This is a genomic window from Streptomyces sp. NPDC002476 (genome assembly GCF_042889785.1).
Lineage (GTDB): Bacteria > Actinomycetota > Actinomycetes > Streptomycetales > Streptomycetaceae > Streptomyces.
Genome location: NZ_JBIARH010000002.1, coordinates 97,267 through 113,865 on the forward strand (window position 1 = coordinate 97,267; position 16,599 = coordinate 113,865).

The 16,599-nt window shown below is 71.0% G+C and carries 16 protein-coding genes and 1 pseudogene; 6 read left to right on the top strand and 11 right to left on the bottom strand.

Translation table 11 applies throughout. The annotated features are described in order from the left end of the window. Positions 1-2: 2 nt before the first annotated feature. From ACFYXM_RS02300 to ACFYXM_RS02320, 5 genes are read right to left on the bottom strand one after another with little or no spacing between them, the layout of a single operon-like run. Entirely contained in the window at positions 3-932 is a 930-nt protein-coding gene (locus ACFYXM_RS02300) for a 3-hydroxyacyl-CoA dehydrogenase family protein (RefSeq protein WP_389286064.1), read from the bottom strand. Further along, a complete protein-coding gene (locus ACFYXM_RS02305; RefSeq protein WP_389286066.1) occupies positions 925-2,001 on the bottom strand; it encodes an HAD-IIIC family phosphatase in 1,077 nt (358 codons plus the stop codon). Before ACFYXM_RS02305 ends, ACFYXM_RS02300 begins: the two co-directional genes overlap by 8 nt. Next, entirely contained in the window at positions 1,998-3,164 is a 1,167-nt protein-coding gene (locus ACFYXM_RS02310) for an acyl-CoA dehydrogenase family protein (protein ID WP_389286068.1), read from the bottom strand. The genes ACFYXM_RS02305 and ACFYXM_RS02310 overlap by 4 nt, the downstream gene beginning before the upstream one ends. After that, entirely contained in the window at positions 3,148-3,417 is a 270-nt protein-coding gene (locus ACFYXM_RS02315; protein ID WP_389286070.1) for an acyl carrier protein, read from the bottom strand. Before ACFYXM_RS02315 ends, ACFYXM_RS02310 begins: the two co-directional genes overlap by 17 nt. Then, on the bottom strand, positions 3,414-4,349 hold the full coding sequence (locus ACFYXM_RS02320) for a 3-oxoacyl-ACP synthase (protein WP_389286542.1): 936 nt from the start codon (positions 4,347-4,349) through the stop codon (positions 3,414-3,416). The genes ACFYXM_RS02315 and ACFYXM_RS02320 overlap by 4 nt, the downstream gene beginning before the upstream one ends. A 488-nt stretch (positions 4,350-4,837) precedes the next feature. Here ACFYXM_RS02320 and ACFYXM_RS02325 point away from each other — a divergent pair, with 488 nt between their 5' ends. After that, on the top strand, positions 4,838-5,605 hold the full coding sequence (locus ACFYXM_RS02325; protein WP_389286071.1) for an SDR family NAD(P)-dependent oxidoreductase: 768 nt from the start codon (positions 4,838-4,840) through the stop codon (positions 5,603-5,605). 291 nt (positions 5,606-5,896) lie between these two features. Continuing rightward, positions 5,897-6,499, top strand: a complete 603-nt coding sequence (locus tag ACFYXM_RS02330; RefSeq protein ID WP_389286073.1) for a hypothetical protein — start codon at positions 5,897-5,899, stop codon at positions 6,497-6,499. Here ACFYXM_RS02330 and ACFYXM_RS02335 read toward each other — a convergent pair. From ACFYXM_RS02335 to ACFYXM_RS02350, 4 genes and pseudogenes are all read right to left on the bottom strand, one after another. Next, positions 6,489-7,418, bottom strand: a complete 930-nt coding sequence (locus ACFYXM_RS02335) for an NAD(P)H-binding protein (RefSeq protein WP_389286075.1) — start codon at positions 7,416-7,418, stop codon at positions 6,489-6,491. The two genes, ACFYXM_RS02330 and ACFYXM_RS02335, sit on opposite strands and share 11 nt — an antisense overlap. A 155-nt stretch (positions 7,419-7,573) precedes the next feature. Then, positions 7,574-8,352 (bottom strand): annotated as a pseudogene (locus ACFYXM_RS02340) (FAD-dependent oxidoreductase); the annotation flags it as partial. Between the two features lie 290 nt (positions 8,353-8,642). Beyond that, positions 8,643-9,437 carry an SDR family oxidoreductase gene (locus ACFYXM_RS02345; protein WP_389286544.1) on the bottom strand — a complete coding sequence of 265 codons (795 nt, stop codon included), beginning with the start codon at positions 9,435-9,437 and terminating at the stop codon, positions 8,643-8,645. Positions 9,438-9,819: 382 nt separating this feature from the next. Continuing rightward, complete coding sequence (locus ACFYXM_RS02350; protein ID WP_389286076.1) at positions 9,820-11,667, bottom strand: glycoside hydrolase family 15 protein; 1,848 nt, start codon at positions 11,665-11,667, stop codon at positions 9,820-9,822. A 365-nt stretch (positions 11,668-12,032) separates the two neighbouring features. Between ACFYXM_RS02350 and ACFYXM_RS02355 the strand changes: the two genes are divergently transcribed. From ACFYXM_RS02355 to ACFYXM_RS02370, 4 genes are all read left to right on the top strand, one after another. After that, positions 12,033-12,710 (top strand): GAP family protein, encoded by a 678-nt coding sequence (locus ACFYXM_RS02355; RefSeq protein WP_389286078.1) that lies wholly within the window; start codon positions 12,033-12,035, stop codon positions 12,708-12,710. A 189-nt stretch (positions 12,711-12,899) separates the two neighbouring features. Continuing rightward, positions 12,900-13,112, top strand: a complete 213-nt coding sequence (locus tag ACFYXM_RS02360; protein ID WP_073781522.1) for a ferredoxin — start codon at positions 12,900-12,902, stop codon at positions 13,110-13,112. Continuing rightward, positions 13,099-14,469: an NAD(P)/FAD-dependent oxidoreductase gene (locus tag ACFYXM_RS02365; protein ID WP_389286080.1), complete on the top strand. Its 1,371-nt coding sequence runs from the start codon at positions 13,099-13,101 to the stop codon at positions 14,467-14,469. Before ACFYXM_RS02360 ends, ACFYXM_RS02365 begins: the two co-directional genes overlap by 14 nt. A 31-nt stretch (positions 14,470-14,500) precedes the next feature. Next, positions 14,501-15,685, top strand: a complete 1,185-nt coding sequence (locus ACFYXM_RS02370) for a cytochrome P450 (RefSeq protein WP_389286082.1) — start codon at positions 14,501-14,503, stop codon at positions 15,683-15,685. Between the two features lie 190 nt (positions 15,686-15,875). On the opposite strand, the gene ACFYXM_RS02375 is transcribed toward ACFYXM_RS02370, so the two are convergent. Then, positions 15,876-16,220 carry a hypothetical protein gene (locus ACFYXM_RS02375; RefSeq protein ID WP_389286084.1) on the bottom strand — a complete coding sequence of 115 codons (345 nt, stop codon included), beginning with the start codon at positions 16,218-16,220 and terminating at the stop codon, positions 15,876-15,878. Continuing rightward, positions 16,220-16,492, bottom strand: coding sequence for a hypothetical protein (locus ACFYXM_RS02380; protein WP_389286085.1), 273 nt, complete (start codon positions 16,490-16,492; stop codon positions 16,220-16,222). The genes ACFYXM_RS02375 and ACFYXM_RS02380 overlap by 1 nt, the downstream gene beginning before the upstream one ends. Positions 16,493-16,599: the final 107 nt, after the last annotated feature.

The following is a 16,599-nucleotide window of genomic DNA, read 5'->3' on the forward strand; positions in this document are numbered from 1 at the left end:
GGTCACCGGGTCTCGTAGGAGTGGAAGCCGCGACCGCTCTTGCGGCCGCGGTGTCCCCGGTCGACGAGGTCCCGCAACAGGGCGGTGGGCTCGAAGCGGGGGTCGCCGGTGGTGTCCCGCAGGACGACGAGGGAGTCCAGCACGGTGTCCAGACCGATCAGGTCGGCGGTCCTCAGCGGCCCCATGGCGTGTCCGAAGCAGTCGGTGAAGACGCGGTCCACGGTCTCGGCGTCGGCGGTACCCTCCTCCACCCGCGCGGCGGCGTCGTTGATCATGGGCATCAGCACCCGGTTGGAGACGAAGCCCGGGGCATCGCGCACCAGATGGGCGCGTTTGCCGATGCCTTCGAGCAGGCCGATGACGGTCTTCAGGGTCTCCTCGGAGGTGCGGGCTCCCCGTACCACCTCGACCGCGTCCTTGAGGTGGGCGGGGTTCATGAAGTGGGTGGCCAGGACCCGGTCGGGGCGCCCGGTGTGACCGGCGAGGATCTCCACGGGGATGGCAGAGGTGCAGGAGGCGATGACGGTGTGCGGGGCGCAGGTGGCGTCGAGCGTCCGCAGGATCTGCTCCTTGACGGTCATCCGTTCGGGCCCGCACTCCACCACCAGTGTCACGTCGGCGAGTTCGGCCGCCTCCGCCACCCACCGCACCCGTCCGAGGACCGCGGCGGGCGGAGCCTCGGGCGCGGGCCGGCGCAGCAGCCGGGCGGCCCGGATGCCGGCCCGCAGCCGGCGCTCGCCGTCGGCCAGGGCCGCCGGGTCCGGGTCGTGGAGCGTCACCGGGTGGCCGGCCTCGGCGAAGCTCTGCGCGACCCCGGCCCCCATGGTGCCCGCGCCGACCACACCGATCGGCACCCGGGGCGGTGCGGCCGGGACCGGCTCGCCCCGCTCGTCGGCGACGGCGCGGTCGCCGCGGCGGTCGGTGCTACTCATCGGAGCCTCCAGACGGGATGACGAGCCGTACGTGGTCGGGAACGGCGGGCAGAGCCGCGCCGGGCGGGAACTCCAGCAGCAGGGGCTCGCCCTCCGCGGCCGGGCCGGAGCCCGCCTGCGGCCGGAACCCCGCGAAGCGCAGGTTGACGAGCATCGCCCGGTTCACGGCCGTGGGGACGAACTCGGCCTCGGGCCGCCGTCCTTCGGCCAGTGCCCCGCGCACCACATGGCCGATCAGGGCCGGGCCGATGCCCCGGGACATCACCCGGCAGGAGAGGAGCAGCAGGCGCAGCACGGTCCGGTCCCCCACCTGTTCGGTGACCACCAGCCCGACGGTGCCGTAGGAGCCGTAGACGTCCTGGAGCTGCGCCACCATGACCCGGTGGTCCGGTGAGCGGCTGAGCTGCCGCAGCTCCGCCAGGTCGTAGGTGCGGCCCGTGGTGTTGAGCTGGTGGGTGCGGACCGTCAGTTCGTGCGCCCGGGCGAAGTCCCCCTCGGTGGCCTCCCGCACGGTCAGTTCCAGAGCGAGGGAGGCGAGGAAGTCTTCCGGCGCCCCCTCGTACGTCTCCTGGGCCCGGCGGCGGCTGCTCTCCGCGCGGTACATCTCCCGACGCCTGCGGGACTCCTCCGTGAGGTGCCCGGGGCGGAACTCCGGCAGTTCGGGGAGGGCCGGGATCCGCTCCGGTTCGTAGCAGCGCACGCGGGGGTGGGCGGAGGCGACCTCGGCGCGCTCCACGGGGTCGTTGTCGACGAAGGCGAGGCTGTCGACACCGATGCCGAGCACCTCGCTGATCCGGTGCACCGAGGCGGACTTGGCGCCCCATCCGATCTCCACCGCCGTGAACAGCTCCGCCAGCCCGAGGCGCGCCAGGTGGGCGGTGGCGGTGGCGTGATCGCCCCGGCTCGCCACCGCGTGCAGCACACCCCGCTCGTCGAGGGTGCGCAAGGTGCTCAGGGTGGCCTCGGCGGGCCGGGGGTCGTCCCCCTCCAGCAGGGTTCCGGCCCACAGGGTGTCGTCCAGGTCCCACACCAGGCACTTGACCGTGGCCCCGTGGGTGTCCGCCGTCATGCCGTCGCTCCGTTCGCGCGGGGCGCCGCGGGGACGCCGAGGTCCCTCAGCAGCCGGTCGGCGATGTGCATCTCGGCCACGTGCTGTGCTCCTTCGATGATCTCCATCACCTTGGCGTCGCGGAACAGTCTTCCGACCCTGCTGTCCGGGGCGCACCCGGCGGAGCCGAGGATCTGTACGGCGTCGCGGGTGACCTTCGCGGCCGCTTCGGCGGCGGCGTATTTGGCGAGGATGGTCTCGTGCACGGCACGGCTCGGCTTCTCCGTCCGGGCCCGCGCCGCCCGCAGGCACAGCTCGCGCGCGCCGGCGGCGGCGACCGCCGAGCGGGCCAGACAGGAGCGCACCAGTTGGTGGTCGCCGAGGGGCGTTCCCCCTTGTACGCGGGTCTGGGCGTGGGCGACCGCGTCCCGCAGACCGGCCTCCGCCATCCCGACGCAGCCCCAGGCGACCGTGTGGCGCCCGTGGTCCAGGACGGTGGCGGCGACGTGGGACAGTCCCAGACCGACCGGGGCGACGAGGTGGTCGCGGGGTACACGCACCGCGTCGAAGGCCAGGTGCGCGATCCGCGCGGCCCGCATACCGAGCTGTCCGGTGACGGGCTCCCTGGTCACCCCCGGCAGGTCGCCCTCCACCAGCACCGCCGCCAGGCCCCCCGGAGCCCGGCCCAGCACCAGGAAGACGTCGGCGAACTGCCCGCAGGTCACCCACCTCTTGCGGCCGCTCACCACGAGGTGGTCGCCGTCCTCCTCGACCGTGGTGCCCAGGTGTGCCAGGGCGCTGCCCGCCTCCTGCTCCGTGGCCGCGAACCCGGCGACCACTTCCCCGGAGGCCAGTGCGGGAAGCCAGTTCTTGCGCTGCTGGGCGGTGCCCCAGCGGCGCAGCCCCGCGGCGACCATGCCCTGCACGGTGACCAGTCCCCGGACCGAGCTGCACACGCCGCCCAACCGGGCGCAGATCTCCCCCACTTGACGTGGGCCGGCGCCGGCGCCGCCGTACTCCACCGGTACGTCCGGAGCCAGCAGCCCGGACCGGGCAAGGTCGCGCGCCACCTCGGCCGGCAGCCCTTCGGACCGGTCCCATTCCGCCGCCGGCAGCGCCCAGCGCCCGGCCAGCTCCTCGGCCGCCCTCTCCAGGGCCGTCGCGGTCTCAGGCGAAGGAGTCATCGCCGGGCACCCGCTCGAAGTGGCCCTTCTTGGCCCGTACGAACCGGGCGATTCGCGCCGCGGTGCGGAAGCTGTCGAGGTCCAGGTCCTCCACCTCGACGGTGACCGCGAAGCGCTCCTCGACGAAGGTGACGAGTTCGAGCGCGAACAAGGAGTCCGCCAGGCCGAGGGCGAAGTAGTCGTCGTCCGGCTCGACGGGCCGCCGCAGGGCCTGGGTGAGGAACTCGGTGATCTGGTCGGTGATCTCGTTCACGCCGTGGACTCCTGGGGGCCTATCCGGACCAGCAGCAGGCTCCAGGCCGCCACCGGACTGACATTGATCAGCACGGCGTGGTCGCCGTCGGAGAGCCGGCCGTCCTCCAGGGCCGACCAGAGATTGAGGAAGACGTCGTTGGGCCCGAGGTGGCCGTGGGTGCGCAGGTTCTCCCGGCAGGAGGGGAGAAGCGCGAGGTCGAGGGATTCCTCGATGAAGGTGTGTCCGCCGACGGACAGGTTCTGGCTCACGAATCCGCGTACGTCCGCGCGGGTGAGCCCGTTCCGGCGCAGCAGCCGGTCCAGCAGGGACCTGAGCCTGTTGCGGGTCTCGACGGCGAGCCGGAAGGAGTAGGTGCGCCGGTCCGTGCACTCCTCGCGCCACTGCGACGGGTGCCGGTCCCGGTAGTCGACGTGGAAGAGGTCCCAGTACCGTCCGTCGGTCTCCTGCACCTGGTCGCGGATCCGGATCCGCCCCTCGCGGCCCAGCAGCAGGGCCTGCCCGCCGTCGCCGTTGACGGTGACCGGGTGCCGGTAGCGGTGCTCGGAGACGGGCTTGCTCCCGTGGGCGACCAGCACCGGTCCCAGCTCCGGATCGGCGGCCAGCAGCCCCCGGGCGGTGAGCAGGGCCGGGGTCACCGAGACGCAGCCCAGTCCGCCCACGGTGAAGGTGAGCGCGTCGGTGGCGCCCAGCAGCTCCTGGAGACGGGTGGCCTCGGAACTGAGCAGCGTCCCCGGCGCACGCTGCTCGATCACCAGCAGCGCGCCCAGATCGGCGGCCGCGACCCCGGTGTCCTCCAGCGCCCGGCGGGCGGCCCGTTCGGCCAGGGTGGTCGCGTCGGCTTCGTCCACCCCGACGGTGTCGATGCCCAACTGCGTGCATGCCGCCCGTTGTTCGGGGGGCAGTGTGGAGAGCATGGGCAGCTCTGCCACTTTCGGCGAGACCGGGGGAAGGCAGGAGGCCACCGTCCTGACCGCGAGCGGCGCGAACGGCGCCCGTGCGCCGGAATGGGTCACTGGCTCTCCCTCCGTGAGGTGGCTGGCTTCCACCGTCAATTCCAGTCACGCCACCACACCCCTTCAAGGAGTTTTGGGCATGGCCGAACCGCGGCGGCGCGAGGAGGGGGTGCCGCGCCGGGCACGTCGGCGACCGCCGCGGATGCGTGGCGATGCTCGGCCACCCAGGACGCCTTCCAGCCGCCGGCCTCGGTGGCGCGGCCCCTTCCATGGGCCGTGAGGACCACCCAGTGACTCCGTTCGACGGATGCGGCGGTCGGGTCCGATGCGGTTGGCGTACGGCCGGGGAACTCCTCGCGAGGGATGCGGAAGATACGCACCCGTCCGAAGTGGAACCCGCCGCGGTGCGGGTTCCTGACCCCTTGTCCGCCGTTCACCCCTGTGACGGCAGGAAGGACATCGACGTGTCCGACCCCGTAGTCCTCATCACGGGCGCGCTCACCGGTATCGGCCGCGCCACCGCCCTGGCCTACGCCCGTCAGGGCGCGAACCTCGTGGTCTCCGGCCGCCACGAGGACGTGGGCGAACCGTTTGCCAAGGAGCTCTCCGGCCTCGGCTCCCCGACCGAGTTCGTGCGTGCCGACGTCCGCTTCGAAACCGACGTGAAGGACCTGGTCGAGCGTGCGGTCGCGCGGTTCGGGCGGATCGATGTGGCCTTCAACAACGCCGGCACCGAGGGAACGACCGGCCCTGTCACCGAGGTGACCGACGAGGGTTACCAGGCCACTTTCGACACCAACGTCAAGGGGACTCTGCTGTGCCTGAAGCACGAGTTCCGGGTCATGAGGGAACAGGGGAACGGCAGCATCGTCAACGTCGCCTCCGTCTTCGGCCTGATGGGTTATCCCGGGGCGACCTTGTACGTCGGGAGCAAGCACGCCGTCGTCGGTATCACCAAGGCCGCCGCACTCGAAGGAGCGGCTCACGGTATCCGGGTCAACGCGGTCGCGCCCGGCTTCACCCGGACCGGCATGTACGAGCGGTTCACCGGCGACGACTCGGTACGTGACGCGGTCGACTCGGCACTGCCCATGCACCGGGCGGGCACTCCGGAGGAGATTGCCGAGGCTGTCCAGTACCTGGGTTCCGACAAGGCGAAATACGTCACCGGCCATGTCCTGACCGTCGACGGTGGCCTCATGGCGGGCGGGCCCCTGTTCCCGAGCTCGTGAACCGCGAGGCCCTGCACCAGCCGCTGAGGCCCGTGCCCGGCGCACCGGGCCGAGTTCCCACCTGTTCGCCACCGACGACCGCGTGGTCCCTTCCCCGGGCCGTGCCCCGCGCACGCGCGAGCGCTGTTCCCGGTGCGCGCCCACGCGTTGCCCGCCCGGTGCACCGATGTCCCGGACGATGAATTCCTTCGCGGATGCTCGGACTCCCACGCCGGTGCAGGCGTCACGCAACGCACCTGCCGGGAACTCGGTCACTCCCCCGCACGCGGGACGAGACACAGAGGTGCGGTCGTGAAGCAGTGGACCAGGCGCGAGGACGAGCGGCTGCTGACCGGACGGGGCCGTTATGTCGCCGACATCGAGGTACCGGGGTGTCTGGACGCGGTGTTCGTGCGCAGCGACGTGGGCCACGGCACGGTGCGGGACGTGGACTGCCGCGCCGCTCGTGAGATGCCAGGGGTGGCGGGAGCCTGGTCGGCCGCGGACCTGTCGGCGTTGCCCTCGTGCGGGCCGACCGCGGCCCGCCTCCGGGATCTGCCTCCGGTTCCGTACACGTTGCTGGCCGGACTGTCCACGGCGAGGTCCGTGGCCGGGCGGGAGTGGGATGGGCTCCTTCGCCAGCCGTACCGCCCAGGTGGCCGGCGCGATGCTGCAGCACACCGGCGCCGTCCTGGGCCTGGTTCAGGGCCGCGGTCAACGACTCCGTCTCCCGCCGCCGACCGATCGGGGCCAGGACCCGCCTGTCTTCCGCCACTCTCGCCCCCGGGTAGGTCTGCTCGCTCTGAGCCGACCAAGGTTACCGCCCGTCAAATCCTGTGTCCTGCGGGTGATCCCCTTCGCCACGGCCGGTTCCTCGAGCCGCCACATGCGGTGGAGCTCGGCTTCAGGAGCTGAACAGGCTGGGATTCTTACGGACGTATTCAGCCACTCCTGCGGGAGGCCGCCCGGTGACCTGCTCGACCCCTTCTGCCTTGCGGTCGTATCGATTCTCCGCGTGGAGGCGAGCCATGGTGGTGATGTGCTGGAAGGCATGGTCGGGCAATCCCAGCGGTCTGAGATCGTCGTCGATCCATTCCTGCGGGGGAATGTCGGTGTACTCGACCGGTCGGCCCAGAACTGTCGTGACCTCCGCCGCCATGGCGGCGACATCCTCCGAACGCGGGCCGGTCAGCTCGTAGATTTTGCCGATGTGCGGGGCCGGGTCGGCCAGGATCTCCTCCACGACCGCGGCCACATCACTGGCTGCCACGGGGGAGGTCTTCGCCCGGCCGAAGGGCAGTCTGATGGTTCCGTTCTCCGCGATCGAGGAGAAGCCGGCCCGGAACAGAGGGTTCTCCAGGAACACGGTGGGCCTGATCTGGACAACGGGCAGGCCCGACCAGTCGAGGACCTGCTCCACCAGCCACTGCTGCCGCTGCTGCACGGACTCGGAGCTGCTGGTGAGGTCCATCTCGGAGACAGTCAACTGCGACATGTTCACGAATGCTTCCAGGCCACCGTCCGCACGCGCGACGGCCGCCGCCGTCAGGGCGGCCTGCAGGTACTGCGCCGACACACTCATGCCGAAGTACATGCGTGCACAGCCGGCCAGGGCATCGGCCACGTCGCCCGCGCGCGTCAGGTCGCCGACGACGACCTCGGCGCCGGTCGCCCGCAGCGCCTGCGCCCGCTCGTCGTCGCGACGCACCATGGCCCGGACGGGCAGGTCACGTCGTCGAAGTCCCTCGACCACGGATCGTCCGACCGCGCCGACACTGCCCGCCGCGCCCGTCACCAGAATCGGCGGCACACCGACTTCTCGGGTGCGATTCATAGCCGCAGCCTGCGACGCGCACGACTACGGCGCAACCGGAGCCCGGCGAGCCCCGATGCTCGGCGGACCCGGGCGGCGAGCGTGCCGAGGTCCGATTCGGCGTTCCGACGCCCGGTCGACGCGCCTGCCGTCCTCTCAGGTGCGGTCGCGGTCGTGGCGGCGAGGAGGAAGAGCCAGATCTCGCTGACGGTCGGGAAACAGGCGATCGCGTGCCGCAGCCTTTTGAGCGGGACCTCGCCGGCCACGGCGACGGTCGCCGAGTGCAGGAGTTCGCTGATTCCCGGTCCGACGAAAGTCACGCCGAGGAGGAGCTCCCGGTCCAGGTCGACGACCATGCGAGCGTGCCCCTGGTAGTTGTCGGCGTAGAGGTCGGCTCCCTGGGCTGCGTTGAAGTCGACGTCGACGGTCGTGACGCGGTGACCGGCGCGGGCCGCCTGCTGCGCCGTCAGGCCGACCGCCGCGGCCTCGGGGTCGGTGAAGAAGACCTGGGGGACGGCGCGCTGGTCGGCCGTGGTGGCATGGTCGCCCCAGGGGCCGTCACGTCGATGCGGCCGTGACCGCGAAAGAGGTCGGCGCCGATGGACTTCACCCACTCGGCCTGTCCCCTGTCGTCCCAGCCGGCGACGTAGTGATCGCGGCGGGCGAAGACCTGGCCGGTGTCGAGTCGGCCGGTGACGGCCTGCCGTGCGCCGTTCACCCTTCGGGCGTCGGCGATCGCGGTGCCCGGTCTCAACAGCGCCTTGCTGGGAACACAGGCCCAGTAGGAGCATTCTCCGCCGACCAGCTCGCGCTCCACGACGGCGACGGTGAGGCCGGCTGCGCGGGCGCGGGCGGCCACGTTCTGGCCCACCGGACCCGCCCCCAGCACGACCACGTCGTAGGCATGGTCTTCCTGGTTCTCGCGCCCTCCGTTGTTCTTGCGTGCTTCGCTCATCGCTTCCTCGCGTCCGGTCGGGGCTGACCAATCCACACCCCCGGCTCATGTAACCGCGCGGTGCGCGCACGACGTCATACCTTGGCCGCAGGAGTCACCGACAGCGGCCATCCGTACACCCCTTATGGCCGCATGCCCGCCGCGCCCCACCCCGGGCGTTCCGGCGCCTGCCGCGAAGACCACGACTGTCCGGAACACCCCGGATTTCATGGCGGCGAAGCCTACCGGTGTCACCGCGCGCCGCCATGGACCCCGCCCGGCCACAGAGCTCGCCGGCAGCGGAACCGAGCTCACCCACCCGTGGCGAAGCCGGGAAAGAGTGTCATGCCGCCATCGACGTAGAGCGTCGCACCCACAACGTAGTCGAAGAGGTCGGAGGCCAGCGCCGCCACGGCCGTGGCGATGTCCTCCGGATCGCCGACGCGGTTGTAGGGGATGAAACGAAGCAGGTCGGCTTCGGCCTCAGGGGAATCCCAGGCGCTGCGATTGATCGGGGTGCGGATCGCCCCAGGAGCTACGGCGTTGACCCTGATCTTGTGGGGTGCGAGTTCCTGAGCCAGGGTTTCCATCATCAGCATGACACCGCCCTTGGAGGCCGCGTAGTTGACGTGCCCGGCCCAGGGGATCATCTGATGGACCGAGCTCATGCAGATGATCTTCCCTGCGGACTTGGACACCTCTGGGACGACGCCACGGCGCAGGAACTCCTTTGCCGCCTCCCGGGCGCACAGGAACTGGCCGGTCAGGTTGACGTCCAGGACCTTCTGCCACTGCGACATGGTCATGTCGATCGCGGCGGCATCGCGTTGCAGGCCGGCGTTGGCCACGAGGATGTCGATCGTGCCGAGTCGGTCGACCATCCTGGAGACCATCTCGACCACCTGGTCCTCCTGGGAGACGTCCGCCTCGTGGGCGTAGGACCGCACGCCGAGATCCTCGATCTGCCGCACCACGTCCTGGGCCGCTTCGCCACCGGCGACATAGTTGACCACGACATCGGCACCCATTCTCCCCAGGCCGATGGCGGTGGCCCTGCCGATGCCGGAGTTCGCTCCGGTGACCAGCGCCCTCTGCCCCTTGAGCAGCGGATACGAGCTGCTCCCGTCCCCTTCACCGACACTGCTGCCCACCGTGTTTCTCCTTCTCCGTGCTGATCTCACGGAACGGAAGCACCGGCATCGGGATCGGGGCGGGAGACGACGCCCGCACCTGGCCCGTCTGCAGCACAACTGTCAGGCCAACGGCGCAGCCCTCCCCGCCGTCCGCCCGCGGACGCCGGCCGTTGCCGTACGGAGCGTCCTCGGTACTGATCGACGACCGCGCGGCTCCACGGCACACAGCGGAAGAATGTTCTGCCGAACAATGCTCCGCTGGGGGCGGACGGCCGCCCGTGTGCGCGGGCGCCCCCTGCCCGTCATCGTCGATGGCTTCGGGGACCGGGCCGGACGCGACGACGGGCCCGGTGGCTCACCGTTCTTCCCAGGAGGTGTCGAAGGGCTCCGCGCGCTGCCGGTCGAGGGCATCGTCCAGCGTAGTGGCGGCCATGATCAACGACAGATGGGTGAACGCCTGCGGGAAATTGCCCAGTTGCTCACCGCTGGGGCCTATCTCCTCGGCGAACAGACCGACATGGTTGGCGTAGGTCTGCATCTTCTCGAAGGCGTAACGTGCCGGGCGCAAGCGCCCGGCACGGGCGAGGGCGTCCACGTAGAGGAAGGTGCACAGGCTGAAGGTGCCTTCGGAGCCACGCAGTCCGTCGGGGGAGGCCTCGGGGTCGTAGCGGTAGACGAGGCTGTCCGACACGAGGGTGCGTTCCATGGCGTCGAGCGTGGACAGCCAGCTCTCCGTCTTCGGGGTCAGGAAGCCGACCCGGGGGATGAGCAGCAGCACGGCATCGAGGACTTCGCCTCCGTAGTGCTGCACGAGGGCCTGGTTCTTCTCGTTCCAGGCACGTTCCATCACCTGTTCGAGGATGGCATCACGAGAGGCGGTCCACCGCACCGTGTCGGCGGGACGGCTGTACTCGGCCGCGAGGCGCAGCCCCCGGTCGAACGCCACCCAGGACATCACTCGGCTGAAGGTGAAGTCCTTGCGCCCGCCGCGGGTTTCCCACACGCCCTCGTCGGGCCGGTCCCAGGAGTCGGCAAGCCAGTCCAGTGTCCGGGCGACGTTCTTCCAGCCGTGATAGCCGGTCCGCATGGTGATCTCGCCGCCCTCGGCCAGGGCGTAGAGCGCCTCGCCGTAGATATCCAGCTGCAACTGATCGGCGGCGCCGTTCCCGGCCCTCACCGGATACGAGCCGCGATAGCCCTCGAAGTGCGTGAGCTCCTCCTCCGGCAGCCGAGGATCTCCGTCGACGCGGTACATGATCTGCAGCGGTTCGCCTCCGGTGCCCTCACGAGCTCGGAAGCGGTCCCCCAGCCAACGGGTGAAGTGCGCCGCTTCTTCGACGTACCCGAGGTCGAGCAGGGCCCGCACCGACAAGGAGCCGTCGCGGATCCAGGTGTACCGGTAGTCCCAGTTGCGTTCCCCGCCGATCTGCTCGGGCAGCCCCATGGTGGCTGCGGCGATCGGAGCGCCCGTCGGAGCGTAGGTGAGCAGTTTGAGCGTGATGGCCGATCGGTTCACGACACCCGGCCAGCGCCCGCGGTACCGGGAGGCCTGGACCCAGCGCTGCCAGAATTCCGCCACGTCCCAGAACTGCCTGATCACGCCGTCCGGTGTCGGGGGAGCCGGGGGCCGACTGTCCGCGGTGTCGACGGTGAACACCGCGGCGGCCACCTCTCCCGCGTTCAAGGTGACGACGCCCCGCACGTCCTTGCCGTCCGGCTGCAGGGGAAATGTGCTCTGCGCATACGCGGTGACACCCGGGGCCCGGAAGGTGGCGGTGCCGTCGCGGAGGTCGAGCTCGTGCTCGGCCCGGCCGTAGTCGAACCGCGGCCGGCACTCCAGCACGAAGCGCATGCTGCCACGTACTGCCCGCACTCCGCGGATCAGCGTATGCCGGTCGGTGGCCCTGCCGGTCCGGCCCGGCGGCATGCAGTCGAAAATCTCCCCGACCCCGTCGGGAGACAGGAAGCGCGTCACCAGGACCGCGGTGTCGGGATAGTAGAGCTGCTTGCACGTGGCGCCCGTGACCTCCGGGGCGAACAGGAAATAGCCGCCGCGATCATGATCGAGCAGGGCGGCGAATATGCTGGGCGAGTCGAACCGGGGGGCCGCGAACCAGTCGATGACCCCCTGCGAAGAAACCAGGGCTGCAGTCTCCAGGTCGCCCACGATGCCGTGGTCGGCGATGGGCGGGTACCGGTCCATCGTCCTCTCCCCTTTCCGGGGTCCCTCTTCCACTGTCGTCCTGGTCTGCCAGGGATGCCAGGGATGGCACCACACGGACCGGTTACATGAGCGGCGCTCGGGATGCGGGGTCGCCGATGCCCTGGCTCAAGAGGTCCGGGCCGCTGGGCACGGCCGCGCCGCCACGGGTGCCTTTTCCTTCCGACCGGGTCGAGGACGCTCGCCGGGCCGCCTCGCCAGGTCGTTACTCACCCGGTCGATGCCCATACCGTGCGTGAAGGGCGACGCCGCGCAACGATGGCCGTGGTCCCGGGGTTCGGCGAGTGGTCAGCCGCTTCGGCCGGCCGATCCCCCTGCCCGATCCCCCTGCCTGTGAGGAGTCCGCCTTGGGACATGCGGTCGGCGATGTACTCGGCCTCGCGGCCGGTGTCACGATCAGCCCACTCCCTGTCGTGGCCGTCATCCTCCTTCTCACCACCCCGCGGGGGCGTCTGAACGGCGCCCTGTTCTCGGTCGGCTGGATCCTGGGCCTGGCGCTGCTCGGGGCGATCATGCTCGCGGTGGGCGGCCCGGGCGACGCCTCCGCGAACAAGCACCCGGCCGCCTGGGTGGGGGCCCTGAAACTCGCCCTGGGCGTGTTGCTCGTCCTGCTCGCCGCACATCAGTGGCGACACCGCCCCACCGACCCGACAGAGGCCCGTCTGCCGAAGTGGATGGCCGCGATCGACCGTTTCACTCCGCCCAAAGTGCTCGGGCTGGGGCTGCTGCTGTCGGCAGCCAACGCGAAGAACGGCCCCCTGACCATCGCCGCAGGCGCCTCGATCAGCGCAACCGGAATCTCCGTACCGCAACAAATCGGGGCACTCGCCATCTTCGTGTTCATCGCCTCACTCGGAGTCCTCGCGCCGCTGGCCGTCTATCTGTTCGCGGGAGAGCGCGCCAAGAGCATTCTCGGCACCTGGCGGAACTGGGGCGCCCAGCACAACGCCGCCGTCATGGCCGCCCTCTTCTTCGTCCTCGGACTCAAGCTGCTCGGCGACGGCGTCAGCGTCCTCGCCACCTGAGTGGGCCGTGTGTGTGAGAGGGGGCATGCCCGCGCACACCCGAGCCTCACCGGCGCCGCGTTCGGCCTCGACGGGCCACGGGCTGACAGCCGACCCGTCAGCGCCCCGCGAGCAGTCACCGTGCGAGCCCGCGGTGCTCGGCTCATGCTGGAAGAAAAGGGGGGTGCGGCGACAGAGGAAGTGGTGGGGATGCGAACCGTTGTGGACCTCACGCGCTGTCAGGGCTATGCACAGTGCGTTTTCCTCGCACCGAAGATGTTCGAACTGCACGGCGAGGAAGGATTGCTGTACGCCACAGCCGTCCCCGACGACCAGGCCGAACACGTGCGTCAGGCCGCGGCGGCCTGTCCTGTCCAGGCCATCCTCGTCGGTGAAGAGGTGAATCCTGATGGCCGCCGGTGATCTCCATGAGGGCCGGATCGTGGTCGTCGGCGCGTCCCTGGCCGGGCTGAGGGCCGCGGAGACGCTGCGCGAGGAGGGCTTCACCGGCTCCCTCACAGTGGTCGGGGACGAGCCCCACCCACCCTACGACCGGCCGCCGCTGTCCAAGCAGGTGCTGCTCGGCCGCGCGACGGCGGACACCACCGAACTGCCTGTGCGCCGGGACCCGGAGGCCGATTGGCGGCTGGGAACGGCTGCCACCGGGCTGGACCCTCTGGAGAAGCGGGTGCTGCTGGCGGACGGGGAGTCGCTGCCGTACGACCGGCTGCTGATCACCACGGGGACCCGGGCGCGGCCCTGGCCCAACCCGGCGGAGGGCGCCCTGGACGGGGTGTTCACCCTGCGCACGTGTGAGGACGCCGCAGGACTGGCCGAGCGACTGGACGCCGGGCCGAGGCGGGTGCTGGTGATCGGTGCCGGTTTCACCGGCTCGGAGATCGCCTCGGCCTGCCGGGAACGCGGACTGGACGTCACGGTCGCCGAACGCGGCCCCGCGCCCCTGGTGGGCGCACTCGGCGGCACCCTGTCGAAACTCGCGGCCGTCATGCAGCGCAACCACGGCGTGGACCTGCGCTGCGGGGTCACCGTCACCGCCCTGCGCGGGAACGGCGGCTTCATCGGCGCGGACCTGTCCGACGGCACGCGTGTCGACGCGGACGTGTGCGTCGTGGCGCTGGGGGCGGTACGCAACGTCGAATGGCTGGCCGACTCCGGGCTGGCGGCGGGCCCGCGCGGAATCGCCTGCGACGCCGGGTGCCGCGCCTTCAACATGTACGGCATCGTCACCGACGACGTCTTCGTGGCCGGCGACGTCTCCCGCTTCCCCCACCCGCTCTTCGGCTATCAGATGCTCTCCCTGGAGCACTGGGGCAACGCGGTCGAGCAGGCCGAAGTGGCTGCCCACAACATGATCAACCCGGGGCCCAGGCAGCGCCCGCACCTGGCCATCCCGACGTTCTGGTCGACCCAGTTCGGGCTCAACATCAAGTCCGTGGGCGTACCGACCTTCTCCGACCACGTGGTCATCGCCCAGGGCTCTCTGGAGGCGCGCCGTCTGGCGATGGTCTACGGCTACCAGGGGCGGGTCACCGCCGCGGTCACCGTCGACATGGCCAAGTCGCTCGACTACTACCGGCACCTGATAGAGACCGCGGCCCCGTTCCCGCCCCCGCCCGGCGCGCTGGACCGTGCGCTCGCGGCCGACGTCCCGATTCCGTCCGACGTGCCGGATCCAAAGGGACTGTCCCACGGCCCCACCGTGGCGCTCACCGGGTACCTGCCCGACCGCCGACTGACCGTGCTGCGGCCCTCACACTGACCCACGTCCAGTCCCATGACGAGGAGCCACCATGGCCTCCGAGACTCTGCTGGCACGGATAACCGACTACGCCAGCCGCCCCGACCCCTACCCGCTGTATGCGGAACTCCGCGCGGCCGGTCCCGTCGTACGGCAGGCGGACGACAGCTACCTGATCGGCACGTACTACGAGGTCGCCGCACTGCTTCACGACCCACGCATGAGTGTCGACCCCCGTACCCGTGGCGAAGTGACACACAAGCCGCCGTTCCTGCGGCTCGACGACCCGGAGCACCACAGGCTGCGCACGCTGGCCATGCGGCCCTTCGGGCCACCGCACAGCCCGGGCCGGGTCGACGCCATGCGCGGCGAGATCGAACGGCTCACCAAGGACCTGGTGGCGTCCTTCGAGGCAGGGCGGCAGATCGATGTCGTCGACGACTTCGCCTACCCGCTGCCCGTCACAGTGATCTGCCGTCTCCTCGGCGTCCCCCGCGAGGACGAGCCGCTGTTCCGGGCCTGGTCCGACGCTCTGGTCGCAGCAGCCGACGTCCGGCCCGGCCAGGACACCACCGAGGCGGACCAGGCAGGCGAACAGGCACGGGTCGAGATGGGCGGATACCTGGTCGGCCTCGCCGAACAACGCCGCGGCAGTCCGGGCGACGACATGCTCTCCGCCTTCGTCAACGAGCCGGATCCCGACCTGCGGCTCACCCAGGAAGAACTCGCGGAAACGGCCGTACTGCTCCTCATAGCCGGACACGAGACCACCGTCAACCTGATCACCAACGGGGTGCTCACCCTGCTGCGCCGGCCCGAGCACCTGGACCACCTGCGCCGCGACCCCGGCCTGCTGCCGCGAGCCGTGGAGGAACTGCTGCGCTACGAACCCCCCGTCCACATGCGCGAACGCATCCCTCACTCCGACATCGACGTCGCCGGCACCACGATCCCCAAAGGCGCGTCCGTCGTCCTCGCGCTGGCCTCGGGCAGCCGCGATCCCATGAGGTTCCACGAGCCCGACCGATTCGACCCCACCCGCCCGGACAACCAGCATCTCGGCTTCGGCAGCGGCATTCACCTGTGCTATGGCGGTCCCCTGGCCCGTATCGAGGCCCAGGCCGCACTCGGCGCGCTGATTCCCCACCTGGGCGCGGCACGTCTGGTCCAGGACCCGCCTCCCTACCGGCAGAACGCCATGCTTCGCGGTCCCCGGCACCTGCCCGTTCAGCTCTGATTCCGGCCCGTGCCCATGTGACGGCCCGTGCCCATGTGACGGTCCGTGCCCATGTGACGGCCCGTCCCATGTGGCGGCGCGTGCCCATGAGACCGGGCAAGCTCGACGCCTGGGGCGCCCTTTCACTGTTCCGCCGACGACGGTCCCGATGTCGACGCCCGGCCATTGCCCCGGGCGGTGAATCGGTCCGTCAGAAGGCGTGCCGAGCCTCGACGAGGGGCCGGTGCGTCCACCCGGACCCCCTGGACCCCTCGTCGCGCCTCATCCACACCAGGTGGCCGCCGCCCGCGTGCGCGGCCCGGGCGATGCGCTGCACCAGCTCTTCGCAGAGGTCCGAGGCCTCCCCCTCCTCGATGCCGTGGGCAGGGAGCCCGGCCCGCACGTCCTGGCGGACCACCTCCGGGCTGCTGAGGGTCACGTTCAGGAACGAAGGCCGCTTCACGTCCCACCACACCTGCACGATGGTGTCGGCCCGCACCAGCCGTACGCCGAGAGCCTGGCTGCGCAGTTCCACCCAGACATCCGCGACCGCCATCAGTCCCGGCCTCCGGACGATCCGCCGGATCTGCGCAGGCCGATCGCGTCGGCGCCATCCGGGGCTTCGGCGGCATCCGGGGTGTCGCCGACCGGGCGGCCGGCCCCCGGCTGCACGTGCCCGGCCCCGCCGTCGCGGAGCTCCGGCACGTCGAGCACCGCTCCCGGCAGCGGCCCGCCCGGGGAAGCGAGCTCCCGCTCCCGCGGCTCCCGCGTGCCCCGGCCGTACCGGCGGGACTCCTCCCGCCCGAACTGCTGCCCGTGGTCCGTCATCGGCACCTCGTCCCGTCTTTTCGTCGGCCGGCCAGAACCTCCCCTTCATACCGACCGCGCAGGACCCTCGTGGCGCTCTGGGCACCCGGGCGGCCGTCCCGATAGTC